This window comes from Zestomonas insulae (genome assembly GCF_016901015.1).
GTDB lineage: Bacteria > Pseudomonadota > Gammaproteobacteria > Pseudomonadales > Pseudomonadaceae > Aquipseudomonas > Aquipseudomonas insulae.
Genome location: NZ_JAFEUP010000006.1, coordinates 89,064 through 101,511 on the forward strand (window position 1 = coordinate 89,064; position 12,448 = coordinate 101,511).

The 12,448-nt window shown below is 69.0% G+C and carries 13 protein-coding genes; 7 read left to right on the forward strand and 6 right to left on the reverse strand.

The window, feature by feature from the left end; all coding sequences use genetic code 11:
• Window positions 1–46: 46 nt before the first annotated feature.
• Window positions 47–394 carry a NirD/YgiW/YdeI family stress tolerance protein gene (locus JQX08_RS18980; RefSeq protein WP_205349986.1) on the reverse strand — a complete coding sequence of 116 codons (348 nt, stop codon included), beginning with the start codon at window positions 392–394 and terminating at the stop codon, window positions 47–49.
• 96 nt (window positions 395–490) lie between these two features.
• A complete protein-coding gene (locus JQX08_RS18985; protein WP_346727610.1) occupies window positions 491–1,147 on the reverse strand; it encodes a response regulator transcription factor in 657 nt (218 codons plus the stop codon).
• Window positions 1,148–1,433: 286 nt separating this feature from the next.
• Here JQX08_RS18985 and hpaC point away from each other — a divergent pair, with 286 nt between their 5' ends.
• The 4 genes from hpaC to catA all read left to right on the forward strand — a co-directional run bounded on the left by hpaC (window position 1,434) and on the right by catA (window position 4,443).
• Window positions 1,434–1,955, forward strand: coding sequence for a 4-hydroxyphenylacetate 3-monooxygenase, reductase component (gene hpaC, locus JQX08_RS18990; RefSeq protein WP_205349987.1), 522 nt, complete (start codon window positions 1,434–1,436; stop codon window positions 1,953–1,955).
• A gap of 73 nt (window positions 1,956–2,028) precedes the next feature.
• On the forward strand, window positions 2,029–3,150 hold the full coding sequence (locus JQX08_RS18995; protein WP_205349988.1) for a muconate cycloisomerase family protein: 1,122 nt from the start codon (window positions 2,029–2,031) through the stop codon (window positions 3,148–3,150).
• Window positions 3,151–3,174: 24 nt separating this feature from the next.
• Window positions 3,175–3,465: a muconolactone Delta-isomerase gene (catC, locus tag JQX08_RS19000; protein WP_205349989.1), complete on the forward strand. Its 291-nt coding sequence runs from the start codon at window positions 3,175–3,177 to the stop codon at window positions 3,463–3,465.
• A gap of 48 nt (window positions 3,466–3,513) precedes the next feature.
• Complete coding sequence (gene catA, locus JQX08_RS19005; protein WP_205349990.1) at window positions 3,514–4,443, forward strand: catechol 1,2-dioxygenase; 930 nt, start codon at window positions 3,514–3,516, stop codon at window positions 4,441–4,443.
• A 171-nt stretch (window positions 4,444–4,614) separates the two neighbouring features.
• Here catA and fahA read toward each other — a convergent pair whose 3' ends face one another.
• Window positions 4,615–5,925: a fumarylacetoacetase gene (gene fahA / locus JQX08_RS19010; RefSeq protein ID WP_205349991.1), complete on the reverse strand. Its 1,311-nt coding sequence runs from the start codon at window positions 5,923–5,925 to the stop codon at window positions 4,615–4,617.
• Window positions 5,922–7,217 carry a homogentisate 1,2-dioxygenase gene (gene hmgA, locus JQX08_RS19015; RefSeq protein ID WP_205349992.1) on the reverse strand — a complete coding sequence of 432 codons (1,296 nt, stop codon included), beginning with the start codon at window positions 7,215–7,217 and terminating at the stop codon, window positions 5,922–5,924. Before hmgA ends, fahA begins: the two co-directional genes overlap by 4 nt.
• Window positions 7,218–7,323: 106 nt before the next feature.
• Here hmgA and JQX08_RS19020 point away from each other — a divergent pair, with 106 nt between their 5' ends.
• Complete coding sequence (locus JQX08_RS19020) at window positions 7,324–8,106, forward strand: IclR family transcriptional regulator (RefSeq protein WP_205349993.1); 783 nt, start codon at window positions 7,324–7,326, stop codon at window positions 8,104–8,106.
• A 30-nt stretch (window positions 8,107–8,136) separates the two neighbouring features.
• Here JQX08_RS19020 and JQX08_RS19025 read toward each other — a convergent pair whose 3' ends face one another.
• Window positions 8,137–9,144, reverse strand: a complete 1,008-nt coding sequence (locus JQX08_RS19025; RefSeq protein ID WP_205349994.1) for an alpha/beta hydrolase — start codon at window positions 9,142–9,144, stop codon at window positions 8,137–8,139.
• A 185-nt stretch (window positions 9,145–9,329) separates the two neighbouring features.
• The gene (locus JQX08_RS19030; protein ID WP_205349995.1) at window positions 9,330–10,331 is read right to left on the reverse strand and encodes a GlxA family transcriptional regulator; all 1,002 of its coding nucleotides are present in this window, start codon (window positions 10,329–10,331) and stop codon (window positions 9,330–9,332) included.
• Between the two features lie 93 nt (window positions 10,332–10,424).
• Here JQX08_RS19030 and JQX08_RS19035 point away from each other — a divergent pair, with 93 nt between their 5' ends.
• Together JQX08_RS19035 and JQX08_RS19040 are read left to right on the forward strand one after the other, a co-directional pair.
• Window positions 10,425–10,973, forward strand: a complete 549-nt coding sequence (locus JQX08_RS19035; protein WP_205349996.1) for a cysteine hydrolase family protein — start codon at window positions 10,425–10,427, stop codon at window positions 10,971–10,973.
• A gap of 118 nt (window positions 10,974–11,091) precedes the next feature.
• Window positions 11,092–12,216, forward strand: a complete 1,125-nt coding sequence (locus JQX08_RS19040; RefSeq protein WP_430472552.1) for a DUF1615 domain-containing protein — start codon at window positions 11,092–11,094, stop codon at window positions 12,214–12,216.
• Window positions 12,217–12,448 lie beyond the last annotated feature (232 nt).

The window sequence follows — 12,448 nt, forward strand, 5'->3', positions numbered from 1 at the left end:
AAAAGCCGGCGGCCCTGGGGGGCAGCCGGCTTTGTCGTGGTCGTGCTTAGTTGAGCAGTTCGACGCGGTCGACATCCACTTCGTGGCCGCCGTGCTCGTGTTCGACTTCACCGCTGAGCTTGACCTTGGCGGTCTCCGACACGCTTTGTGCCGGCCAGTCGTCGTGGTCGATCTCGACCTGGATGGTGCCGCTGGCGTCCTTGAATTCGTACTTGTCGCCCTGCAGGCGTTTGACGATCTGCCCGCTGAGCACCACCGGGGTGTCGTCGGCGGCGGTCAGTGCAGCGGCCGCGGTGGTGATTGCCGGGGTGCTGCCGGGGCCGGTGTAGTTGGCGGCCAGGGCGGCGGTGGACAGCAGCGGCAGGACGAGGAGGGCAAGGGCATGGCGTTTCATAGGTCTGATTCCGTGTGATGAGTTGATGGAATCAGCTTAGCCAGGCCCGCTTAAGCCAGGCTTAATCGCGGCTTAAGCCAGGCTTAACGGCGCCGCTCAGGTGCGCCCGCTGCGCTCGCCGGCGTCGTCGGCCGGCACGTTGAGCACCTCGCGGACCAGCATGGCGATGCTGCTCACGCCCATCTTGTCCTTGATCTTGGTGCGGTGCACATCGACGGTCTTGACGCTGATGTTCAGCTCGCGGGCGATGACTTTGCTGGCCTTGCCGTCTACCACCATCATCAGGATTTCCCGCTCGCGGCCGGTGAGCAGGCCGAGCTTGCTCTGCAGCTGCTGGCGCTGCTCCATGCCGGCGTGCACCTGCACTGCGCTCTTCAGCGCGGCCTGGATGCGCTCGAGCATCTGCTGCGGGTTGTAGGGCTTCTCGACGAAATCGATGGCGCCGTTCTTCATCGCCTTGACCGACATGGGGATGTCGCCATGCGCCGAGACGAAGATGGTCGGCAGGGCGATGCCGCGCTCGTTGAGCATGTCCTGCAGCTGGAAGCCGCTGGTTTCCGGCATGCGCACGTCCAGCACCAGGCAGGCCGGCAGCTTGGGGTCGTAGCGGCGGAGGAATTCGTCGGCGCCGGCGAAGCACTGCGATTCGATGCTCACCGACTCCAGCAGCCAGGCCAGCGAGGTGCGCAGGTCCTGGTCGTCGTCGACGATGTACACCACGGGCTTGCGCGGTTCGGTCGGGGTATCGGTCACGGTTCGGCTCTCGTACGGCTGCCGTCTGCCACGCGGGAAGGCGCGGGCGCTGTGCGCGTGCGGCGTTTCCAGCAGCTTACTCACTGCCAGCTGACCTGACGATAAAGAAACCACCTAGATGACTAGCGGCGAGCCCCCTGCGTCATGGGGCTCGTCTGGATAGTTCGGCGCCGGAGGCTGCCCTACGCTGGCTCCACCACGCAAGGACCCGCCTGTCATGGCCCAGCTGCCGGCGCCCGCCGCCCAGCCTCCACACAGTCGGTCCACAACAACAAAGGGCGACGTGATGGGCACTCTGAACCAGACGCAAATCGACTTCCGCAATGCCATGGCGCAGCTGCCGGCGGCGGTGAACATCATCACCACCAACGGCCCGGCCGGACGCTGCGGGATCACCGCCAGCGCGGTGTGCTCGGTCACCGATTCGCCACCCACCGTACTGGTCTGCATCAACCGCAACAGCGCGATGCACGACGTGTTCCGCGGCAACGGCCAGCTGTGCGTCAACGTGCTGTGCAGCGAGCAGGAAGAGCTGGCCAAGCATTTTGCCGGGATGACCAAGGTGCCGATGGAAGAGCGCTTCGGCTGGGACGTCTGGAGCTCCGCCGAACACGAACTGCCGGTGCTCGGCAGCGCGCTGGTGAGCCTCGAAGGGCGCATCACCGAGTGCAAGGAAGTCGGTTCGCATTCGGTGATGTTCGTCGAACTGGACCGTGTCGCCACCCGAGAGCAGGGCGACAGCCTGGTGTACTTCAATCGCCTGTTCCACCGCGTCGAGCGTGCCGCCGCGCTGCCCTGCACGCGCTGACGCTGAGCAACGCCTGATCGTCCCCTCTGCCACTGGCCAGAGCGGGGCGCTACTGAACAACTGGAAGAACCCAATGAGCCAAGTCCTGATCGAAAGCCTGTCGGCGACCATCGTCGACCTGCCGACCATCCGCCCGCACAAGCTGGCGATGCACACCATGCAGCAGCAGACCCTGGTGATCATCCGTGTGCGCTGCTCGGACGGCGTCGAAGGCATCGGCGAGGCCACCACTATCGGCGGCCTGGCCTACGGCAACGAGAGCCCGGAGAGCATCAAGACCAACCTCGACGCGCACTTCGCGCCGCTGCTGGTCGGCCAGGATGCGGCCAACATCAACGCCGCCATGCTGCGCCTGGACAAGGTGATCAAGGGCAACACCTTCGCCAAGTCCGGGGTCGAGAGCGCGCTGCTCGACGCCCAGGGCAAGCGCCTCGGCCTGCCGGTCAGCGAGCTGCTCGGCGGCCGCGTGCGCGACAGTCTGGAAGTGGCCTGGACCCTGGCCTCCGGCGACACCGCGCGGGACATCGCCGAAGCCGAACAGATGCTCGACATCCGTCGCCACCGCATCTTCAAGCTGAAGATCGGCGCCAACCCGGTCGACCACGATCTCAAGCACGTCATCGCGATCAAGAAAGCCCTCGGCGAACGCGCCAGCGTGCGTGTCGACGTCAACCAGTACTGGGACGAATCCCAGGCGCTGCGCGCCTGCCAGGTGCTCGGCGAGAACGGCATCGACCTAGTCGAGCAGCCGATTTCGCGGATCAACCGCGCGGGGCAGGTGCGCCTCAACCAGCGCAGCCCGGCGCCGATCATGGCCGACGAATCCATCGAGTCGGTGGAGGACGCCTTCAGCCTGGCCGCCGACGGCGCGGCGTCGATCTTCGCCCTGAAGATTGCCAAGAACGGCGGCCCGCGTGCCGTGCTGCGCACCGCGCAGATCGCCGAGGCGGCCGGTATCGCGCTGTACGGCGGGACCATGCTCGAAGGCGCGATCGGCACCCTGGCCTCGGCGCACGCCTTCATCACCCTCAAGCAGCTGACCTGGGCCACCGAGCTGTTCGGCCCGCTGCTGCTCACCGAGGAAATCGTTACCGAGCCGCCGGTCTATCGCGACTTCGCGCTACACGTGCCGCGCACCCCGGGCCTCGGCCTGAGCCTCGACGAAGAGCGCCTGGCGCGTTTCGCCCGCCACTAACCGAGAACCGAAGAGGAATTCCCCATGCTGTTCCACGTGAAGATGACCGTGAAATTGCCGCTCGACATGGACCCGGCCAAGGCCGCGCAGCTCAAGGCCGACGAGAAGGAACTGGCCCAGCGTCTGCAACAGGAAGGCAAGTGGCGCCACCTGTGGCGCATCGCCGGGCACTACGCCAACTACAGCGTGTTCGACCTGCCGAGCGTCGAGGCGCTGCACGACACCCTGCTGCAATTGCCGCTGTTCCCCTACATGGACATCGAGATCGACGGGCTGTGCCGCCATCCCTCGTCGATCCATGCCGACGACCGTTGAACCCTTGAGCCATTGATCCGCGATAACAACAATTCGAGGAAATCCCCCATGACCGTGACCATCTCCCAGACTGCCGAGATCCAGAACTTCTTCAAGGAAGCCGCCGGCTTCGGCAACGACCAGGGCAACCCACGCTTCAAGCAGATCGTGCTGCGCATCCTGCAGGACACCGCCAAGCTGATCGAAGACCTGCAGATCAGCGACGACGAATTCTGGAAGGCGGTCGATTACCTGAATCGCATGGGCAGCGGCCAGGAAGCCGGCCTGCTGGTCGCCGGCCTCGGCGTCGAGCATTTCCTCGACCTGCTGCAGGACGCCAAGGACGAGCAGCTCGGCCTCACCGGCGGCACCCCGCGGACCATCGAAGGCCCGCTGTACGTGGCTGGCGCACCGCTGTCCGAAGGCGAAGCGCGGATGGATGACGGCACCGACCCGGGCACCCAGATGTTCCTCCACGGGCGTGTGCTGGATGCCGCCGGTCAGCCGCTGGCTGGTGCGGTGGTCGATCTGTGGCACGCCAACACCAACGGCACCTACTCCTACTTCGACGGCAGCCAGTCGGAGTACAACCTGCGCCGCCGCATCGTCACCGATGCCGAAGGTCGCTACCGCGCGCGCAGCATCGTGCCGAGCGGCTACGGCTGCCCGCCGAGCGGCACCACCCAGGAAGTGCTCAACCAGCTCGGCCGTCATGGCCAGCGCCCGGCGCACATCCACTTCTTCATCTCCGCACCGGGCCATCGCCACCTGACCACGCAGATCAACCTGTCCGGCGACAAGTACCTGTGGGACGACTTCGCCTACGCCACCCGCGACGGTCTGATCGGTGAAGTGAAATTCATCGAGGATGCTGCGGCGGCCCAGGCGCGTGGCCTCAACGGCCGCTTCGCCGAAGTCGAGTTCGACTTCCAGCTTCAGCAGGCCAAGGCGCCCACCGCCGAGCAACGCAGCCAGCGCCCGCGCGCCCTGCAGGCCTGATTCGCCCCTAGCTGTACCCCGCGCCTGGCTCACGAGGCCAGGCGCGCGGCCGGACCGTCGCGGTCCGCGCCATCTCTTCGAGCTGTTACCTGCCAGCGCCCCATTTGGGGCGTCCTCAGCCGCGCCCGGTCACCCACAAGGTGGCGGGGTGCGGTCTTTTCTTTGTGGCCTTCAACCGGCGCTGGGTGCCGGCAGGATCAGTCCGCGACACTCGCCGAATCCGATCGACAGACCGTCGCGCTGGCAGCGCGCGCGGAGGATCAGCTCGTCGCCGTCTTCCAGGAAGCTGCGCTGCTCACCGCTCGGTAGTGGGATCGGCTGTTTGCCGCCGCCGGTCAGCTCGAGCAGGCTGCCGTAGGCTTCCGCGTGTTCGCCGGACAGCGTGCCGGTGCCGAAAAGATCGCCGGCCTGCAGCTTGCAGCCGCCGACGCTGTGATGGGCGACCAGCTGCGCCACCGTCCAGTACATGTTCAGCGTGTTGCTCAGGCCGATGCGCAGCGGTGGCAGGTGCAGGGCGCGCATGGTCGCGCTCTGCAGCAGCACTTCCAGCTCGATGTCCAGGGCGCCAGCAGCCTGGTCCTGCTCGTCGAACAGGTAGGCCAGCGGCTGCGGGTCGCCGGCCGGGCGCGCCGGTTGCGCGGTGCGGAACGGCGCCAGGGCCTCGGCGCTGACCACCCAGGGCGACACGCTGGTGGCGAAGTTCTTCGCCAGGAACGGGCCGAGCGGCTGGTACTCCCAGGCCTGCACGTCGCGCGCCGACCAGTCGTTGAGCAGGCAGAAGCCGGCGATGTGCTCGCTGGCCTGGGCAATGCCGATCGGTTCGCCCATGGTGTTGCCCGGGCCGATCCACACGCCCAGCTCGAGCTCGTAGTCGAGGCGCTTGCTCGGCCCGAAACTCGGCGCCTCGGCGCCCGGCGGCAGGGTCTGGCCGTTGGGCCGGCGCACCGCGGTGCCGGAGGCGACCACCGTCGAGGCGCGGCCGTGGTAGCCGATCGGCACGTGCTTGTAGTTGGGCAGCAGCGGGTTGTCCGGGCGGAACAGCTTGCCGACGTTGTTGGCGTGGTGGATGCCGACGTAGAAGTCGGTGTAGTCGCCGACCCGCGCCGGCAGGTGCAAGGTGCAACTGGCCAGCGACGGCAGCAGTGCCTGGCCCATGGCTTCGAGGCGCGGCTGCGCGCTGGCGCCTTCGCCGAGCAGTTCTTGCAACTGCTCGCGCAGCGCGCGACGCGGCCCGGCGCCGAGGGCGAACAGCGCGTTGAGGCTGTCGCCGCTGGCGGCCTGCGCGGCGTCGGCGGCGGCGCCGCTGAACAGCCCGGCGGCGCAGGCGGCCTTGAGGTCGAAGATCGCCTCGCCGATCGCCACGCCACCGCGCGGCGAGGCGCCAGGCGGGCTGAAGATGCCCAGCGGCAGGTTGTGCAGGGGGAAGTCCGGGTGGCCGTTGGCCGAGGCGACCCAGCTGCGGCGGTGGATGTCCTGGCTCATGCTTGTCTCTCACCTGTGAAGGTCTTGGCCATGCCGGCCCAGCACGCGTCGTAGTCGGCCTGCAGCTGCGGGCAGGTCAGCGCGTAGTGGCTGGGGCGCAGCACGGCGCCGGTTTCGAACATGAAGGCCATCGTCTGCTCGAGCTTGTGCGGGGTCAGCTCGGCGGCGATGGCCTGGCGGGTGGTGGCGTTGTCCGGGCCATGGGCGCTCATGCAGTTGTGCAGCGAGCAGCCGCCGGGGGCGAAGCCGTCGGCCTTGGCGTCGTACACGCCGTGGATCAGGCCCATGAACTCGTTCATCACGTTGCGGTGGAACCACGGCGGGCGGAAGGTGCGCTCGGCCACCATCCAGCGCGGCGGGAAGATCACGAAGTCGATGTTGGCCTGCCCAGGCACCGTGCTCGGCGCGGTGAGCACGGTGAAGATCGACGGGTCGGGGTGGTCGTAGCTGACCGTGCCGAGGGTGTTGAAGTGGCGCAGGTCGTATTTGTAGGGCACGTGGTTACCGTGCCAGGCGACCACGTCGAGCGGCGAGTGGGCGAGGCGGGTGCCCCACAGTTCGCCGAGGAATTTCTGCACCAGTTCGGTGGGCTGTTCGAGGTCCTCGTAGTGCGCCACCGGCACCAGGAAGTCGCGCGGGTTGGCCAGGCCGTTGCTGCCGATCGGCCCGAGGTCGGGCAGGCGCAGCGCGCAGCCGTGGTTCTCGGCGACGTAGCCGCGCGCGCTCGGCTCGCACAGCTCGACGCGGAACTTCATGCCGCGCGGCAGCACGGCGATCTCCAGCGGCTCGACCTCCAGCACGCCGAGCTCGGTGTGCAGGCGCAGGCGGCCGGCCTCGGGGACCAGCAGCAGCTCGCCGTCGGCGTTGTAGAACACCCGCTGCATCGAGGCGGTGGCGGTGTACTGGTAGACGCTGACGCCGCTGACCTGGTCGGCAGCGGCGGTGGCCGCCATCAGGTGCAGGCCGTCGAGGAAATCGGTGGGCATGGCCGGCAGCGCCGGCGGGTTCCAGCGCAAGCGGTTCGGCTCGACCGGGCCGAGCCCGCCGCCGGCCAGCTGGCGCGCCAAACGCTGGAACTTGCCGTGCGCGGCGGACGGGTGGATGCGGTACAGCCAGCTGCGCCGCGCCTCGCTGCGCGCCACGGTGAACGCGGTACCGGACAGCTGCTCGGCATACAGGCCATAGGGCGCCTGCTGTGGCGAGTTCTGCCCGAGCGGCAGGGCGCCGGGCAGCGCCTCGCTGCTGAACTGGTTGGCGAAGCCGGACTGGTAGGCGAGCGGGGCAGTGGCCATGGTGATCGCTCTTTTATTTGTAATACGGTTACGCAAAACGTAATTTGAGGCTGGCGGCGCGTCAAGCTATAACAGCCGCCTCGTCCGACTTCGCAGACCAATGGCCATGAGCACCGACACTCCCGATTCCGCCGCGCCGCGCCGCCAGAAAGTGCAATCCGCCGAGGTCGGCACGGAGATCCTCAAGGGCCTCGCCGCGCTGGCGCCGAGCACCTCGCTGGCGCGCCTGGCCGAGCATGTCGGCATGCCGGCGGCCAAGGTCCACCGCTACCTGCAGGCGTTGCTGGCCAGCGGCTTTGCCGAGCAGGATGCCTCGACCAATCACTATGGCCTCGGCCCGCAGGCGCTGTATGTCGGACTGGCCGCCATTGGTCGGTTGGACGTGGTGCGGGTCGCCGTGCCGCAGCTGGCGGCGCTGCGCGACGCGCTCAACGAGACCTGTTTCCTCGCCGTGTGGGCCAACCATGGGCCGACCGTGGTGCATGTCGAGCAGCCGCGCCGCGCGGTGACCCTGGTGACCCAGGTCGGCTCGGTGCTGCCGCTGCTCGGCTCGTCCACCGGGCTGGTGTTCCAGGCCTGCCTCGGTGCGGCCGAGACCGCCGCGCTGCGCGCCGTGGAACAGCAGGCGCCGGGTGCGCCGTCGGTTGAACAGCTGCAGGCGCAGGCCGCGCAGCTGCAGCGCGACGGCGTGCTGGATGTGCATGGCTTGCTGCTGCCTGGGGTCAATGCGCTGTCGGCGCCGCTGTTCGGCATCGGTGGGCAACTGGTCGGGGTGCTGACGGTGGTCGGTGCGGCGAGCGGCTTCGCCGCCGAGCCGCAGGGCCCGGCCGCGCGCCAGTTGCAGGCGGCGGCGCGGGCGATCAGCGAACGGATGGGCGGGGCGTTCTAGCGGCGCCCGGGCGGGCGCCACTCCAGCGGGTCAATGCAGGTGACGCTGCAGCTCCGCGGCGGCCTGTTGCAGCGCCGAGCGCACTGCGGGGATCGTGCTCAGCGGGTTGAGCAGGCCGTAGTCGTGGATCATGCCGTTGTAGCGTACCGCGGTGACCGTCACCCCGGCGGCATCCAGCTTGCGCGCGTAGGCCTCGCCTTCGTCCCGCAGCACATCGAACTCGGCGGTCTGGATCAGCGCCGGCGGCAGCCCGGCCAGCTGCGCGGTGCTCGCCTGCAGCGGCGCGGCATAGGGCTGGCGGCGCTGGCTGGCGTCGGGGATATAGCTGTCCCAGAACCAGCGCATCATGTTGCGGGTCAGGAAGTGCTTGTCGGCGAACTGTTGGTAGGAGCCGGTCTCCAGGTTGGCGTCGGTGACCGGCCATAGCAGCAGCTGGAAGGCCAGCTTCGGCGTGCCCTTGTCCTTGGCCATCAGCGCTACCACCGCGGCCAGGTTGCCGCCGGCGCTGTTGCCGGCCACCGCCAGGCGGCTGCCGTCGACACCGATCTGCTGACCGTGGCTGGCCACCCATTGGGTCGCCGCGTAGGCCTGGTTGACCGCCACCGGGTAGCGCGCCTCGGGCGAGCGGCTGTAGTCGACGTACACCGCGGCGGCGCCGGAGCCGATCACCAGATCGCGGATCAGCCGCTCGTGGGTCGGGTAGTCGCCGAGCACCCAGCCGCCACCGTGGAAGAACATGAACGCTGGCAGCGTGCCGCTGGCGCCGACCGGGCGCACCACGGTGAGCTTGAGCGGCTGGCCGTCGACCTCGATGCTGGTCTGGCTGACCTCGGCGGGCGGCAGCTTGACCCCGGCCTGGGCGCCGACCAGCACGGCGCGGGCGTCGGCCGGCGGCAGTTGCTCGAGCGGTTTGCCGCTGCCGGCGTTGAGCACATCGAGGAAGGCTTGGGTCTGGTGCTCGACGCCCGGGGCGGCGACGGCGAGGTTGAGCGAGGCGCCGAGCAGGCCGGCGGCGAAGGTGCGAGTCAGGTGGGTCATGGTGAGTGCTCCGCAAGGTGAGGTCGGTCGAGACGCATGTGGCCGTCGCTACCGTCCGGGAGGTCGGTGGCTGGCGTGGGCTCAGTATTCGGCGGCGGCGGAGCGGCGGGGATGGGACGGATCGACGATAACGCGGGCGAAAATGACAGCCCCGCGCGGCGCACTAAAGCCCGCGCGCGAGGCGTTCAGGCCGGTTGGGCGGGGGCGCTGACGCCGAAGCGCCGGCGGTAGTCGCTGGGTGACAGGCCGGTGATCTTCTTGAAGGTGCTGCGGAAGGCGCCGGGGTCCTGGTAACCGACGGTCCAGGCGATGTGGTCGACCGTGCCGTTGGTGAATTCGAGCAGCTCGCGGGCACGGCCGACCCGCACGTGCTGGCAGTACTCGGTGGGCTTCAGTCCGGTGGCGCTGCGGAAGCGGCGCAGGAAGGTACGCTCCTCGAGGCCGGCGCGCTCGGCCATCGCCGCCAGCGAGACGTCCACCGCGCCGCCGGCCTGCAGCCAGTGCTGCACGCGCAGCACCGCGGCATCGCCGTGGCTGAGGATCGGCGCGAAGTTGCTGCCGCAGGCCTGCGCGCTGTCGCTGTGCTCGACCATCAGGAAACGCGCGGTGTGGGTGGCGATGCTCGGCCCCATCAGCCGGTCGACCAGGCGCAGGCCGAGTTCGGCCCAGGCCATCAGGCCGGCGGTGGTGATCACGTCGCCGTCGTCGACGATCGGTTTGTCGGCCTCCACCTTGAGCCGCGGGTAGCGCTCGGCGAGCGCCTTGGCGTGGGTCCAGTGGGTGGTCACCGTGCGCCCGTCGAGCAGCCCGGTTTCGGCGAGGAAGAACGCTCCCAGGCACACCGCGCCGACCGTCGCGCCGGCGGCGTGCTGCTCGCGAATCCAGCCGGCCAGCGGCTGCAGCTCGGCGCTGCTGGGCAGGCCGGCCAGCGACGGCGGCACCAGCACGGCGACCAGCCGGCTGTCGGCCTCGGCGTGACTGTCGGTGCTGCGTTCGGCGCGCTGGCTGTCCGGGTTGAACCGCCACTGGCTGACGCGCAGCACCGGCAACTGGCTGGAGGCTTGTTCGCCGGCGATGCGGTTGGCCACCTCGAACAGGTCGACCAGGCCGCCGACGGCGGAGGTCTGCGCGCCGGGGTAGACCAGCAGGCCGATCTCGACGATTGGATTGGGCGTGCGCGTTGTCATTTTACCCGCCGCTATTGTCGTTCCCGATCATCCTCAGGTGGCGGCGGGCGGCCAATACTGAAGCCACATCCAACCCACCCCGAGGACACCGCCATGACTCAGCAAGCGCTTATCGTAGTTGATATCCAGAACGACTACTTCCCGGCCGGCAAATGGCCGCTGGTCGGCGTCGAAGCTGCCGCCGACAACGCCGCCCGGCTGATCCGGGCATTCCGCGCCGCGGGCCGTCTGGTGGTGCACATCCGCCACGAATTCACCCGTCCCGATGCACCGTTCTTCGCCCCCGGCACGCCCGGCGCGCAGTTGCACGCCAAGGTGCTCAACCAGGGCAACGAGCCGGTGGTGCTCAAGCACTACATCAACTCGTTCCGCGACACCGAGCTGAAGGCGATCCTCGACCGCCACAGCATCGGCGAGCTGGTGGTGGTCGGCAACATGAGCCACATGTGCGTCGACGGCATCACCCGCGCGGCGGTGGACTTCGGCTACCCGACCACGGTGATCCACGACGCCTGCGCCTCGCGCGACCTGGAGTTCGACGGCGTCGAGGTGCCGGCCGCGCAGGTCCACGCGGCGTTCATGGCCGCACTGGCGTTCGGCTACGCCAAGGTGATCTCCACCGACGACTACCTGAGCGCCTGAGCCCCGCGCCGACGCCCCGTCCCGCTGGTGCGGGGCGGGGCGTTTTGCTGTGCGCGGGCTGGCGTTTGCGGCGGCTTTGCTGGTCAATAGAGCATCCCCGTTGCGCCGAGTGCCGCCGATGATCCCGTTTGCCCCCGCCGTGCTGTCTGCCCGTATGCCCACCTGGCTCGGCCTGGCGCTGCTGCTGGCCCTCGCCGGCTGTGCCTCGCCGCGCAGCCAGGCGCCGGCGGAACGCCACCCGGATGCGGTGCGCGCGCAGCTGGTGCGCCTGCTGCCGGCCAGCACCGCCGATCGCCAGGGCTGGGCCACCGACATCTACGCGGCATTCGCCGCGCAGCGCATCGCCACCACGGATGCCAATCTCTGCGCGGTGCTGGCGGTGACCGAGCAGGAGTCGACCTTCCAGGCCGACCCGCCGGTGGCCGGGCTGCCGCGCATCGCCCGCCAGGAAATCAACCGCCGTGCCGCCGCCCTGCATGTGCCGGGCTTTCTGGTCGATGCCGCGCTGGGCATCACCTCGCCGAACGGCAAGAGTTACAAGGCGCGCCTGGCCAGCGTGCGCAGCGAGCGCCAGCTGAGCCTGCTGTTCGAGGACTTCATCGGCATGGTGCCGCTCGGCCGCCAGCTGTTCGGCGGCCTCAACCCGGTGCACACCGGCGGGCCGATGCAGGTCAGCATCGCCTTCGCCGAGGCCCATGCGCGCGACTATCCCTATCCGGTCGACGGCTCGATTCGTCACGAGGTGTTCAGTCGGCGTGGCGGCCTGTACTTCGGCATCGCCCACCTGCTCGGCTACCCGGCGGACTACCCGCAGATGCGCTACCGCTTCGCCGACTTCAACGCCGGCTGGTACGCCAGCCGCAACGCGGCGTTCCAGCAGGCGGTGAGTCGCGCCTCGGGGATTCCCCTGGCGCTGGACGGCGACCTGGTGCGCCCCGGCTCCAGTGCGCCGGGGCAGACCGAGCTGGCGGTGCGCGCGTTACGCCCGCGCCTGGAGATGAGCGAGGCGGCCATCCGCCGCGAGCTGAAACAGGGCGAGCTGGCCGAGTTCGCCGACACTGAGGTGTATGCGCGGGTCTTCGCTTTGGCTGACGCGCTGCAGGCCAAGCCGTTGCCACGCGCGGTGCTGCCGGGCATCCGTCTGGAAAGCCCGAAGATCACCCGCCAGCTGACCACTGCCTGGTTCGCCGAGCGGGTCGACGAACGCTACCAGCGCTGCCTGAAGCGCGCCGCCCAGGGTTGATACGGGTGAGGGTCTGCTGAAGGACCTATGTGGAACACTGGGGCTGCTGGCCGATCGCTCGGTCACTGCGTTGCCTTGCTTGGCTCGAGACCTCCACCTCCGTCGCCCCCGCGCAGGCGGGGGCCCAGAAGGCGGGCAGGCCACTCGTAGCGGGCAGCTGGATACCGGCCTGCGCCGGTATGACGGGCTGGTGGGGGGGCGGTGGTGGGGAAGCGCAGCGCTGCTGGCGATC

Coding starts and splice junctions, on each gene's coding strand:
- JQX08_RS18980 (WP_205349986.1), bottom strand. CDS start 394: ATGAAACGCCATGCCCTTGCCCTCCTCGTCCTGCCGCTGCTGTCCACC.
- hpaC (WP_205349987.1), top strand. CDS start 1,434: ATGGGCACTCTGAACCAGACGCAAATCGACTTCCGCAATGCCATGGCG.
- JQX08_RS18995 (WP_205349988.1), top strand. CDS start 2,029: ATGAGCCAAGTCCTGATCGAAAGCCTGTCGGCGACCATCGTCGACCTG.
- catC (WP_205349989.1), top strand. CDS start 3,175: ATGCTGTTCCACGTGAAGATGACCGTGAAATTGCCGCTCGACATGGAC.
- catA (WP_205349990.1), top strand. CDS start 3,514: ATGACCGTGACCATCTCCCAGACTGCCGAGATCCAGAACTTCTTCAAG.
- fahA (WP_205349991.1), bottom strand. CDS start 5,925: ATGAGCCAGGACATCCACCGCCGCAGCTGGGTCGCCTCGGCCAACGGC.
- hmgA (WP_205349992.1), bottom strand. CDS start 7,217: ATGGCCACTGCCCCGCTCGCCTACCAGTCCGGCTTCGCCAACCAGTTC.
- JQX08_RS19020 (WP_205349993.1), top strand. CDS start 7,324: ATGAGCACCGACACTCCCGATTCCGCCGCGCCGCGCCGCCAGAAAGTG.
- JQX08_RS19025 (WP_205349994.1), bottom strand. CDS start 9,144: ATGACCCACCTGACTCGCACCTTCGCCGCCGGCCTGCTCGGCGCCTCG.
- JQX08_RS19030 (WP_205349995.1), bottom strand. CDS start 10,331: ATGACAACGCGCACGCCCAATCCAATCGTCGAGATCGGCCTGCTGGTC.
- JQX08_RS19035 (WP_205349996.1), top strand. CDS start 10,425: ATGACTCAGCAAGCGCTTATCGTAGTTGATATCCAGAACGACTACTTC.
- JQX08_RS19040 (WP_430472552.1), top strand. CDS start 11,092: ATGATCCCGTTTGCCCCCGCCGTGCTGTCTGCCCGTATGCCCACCTGG.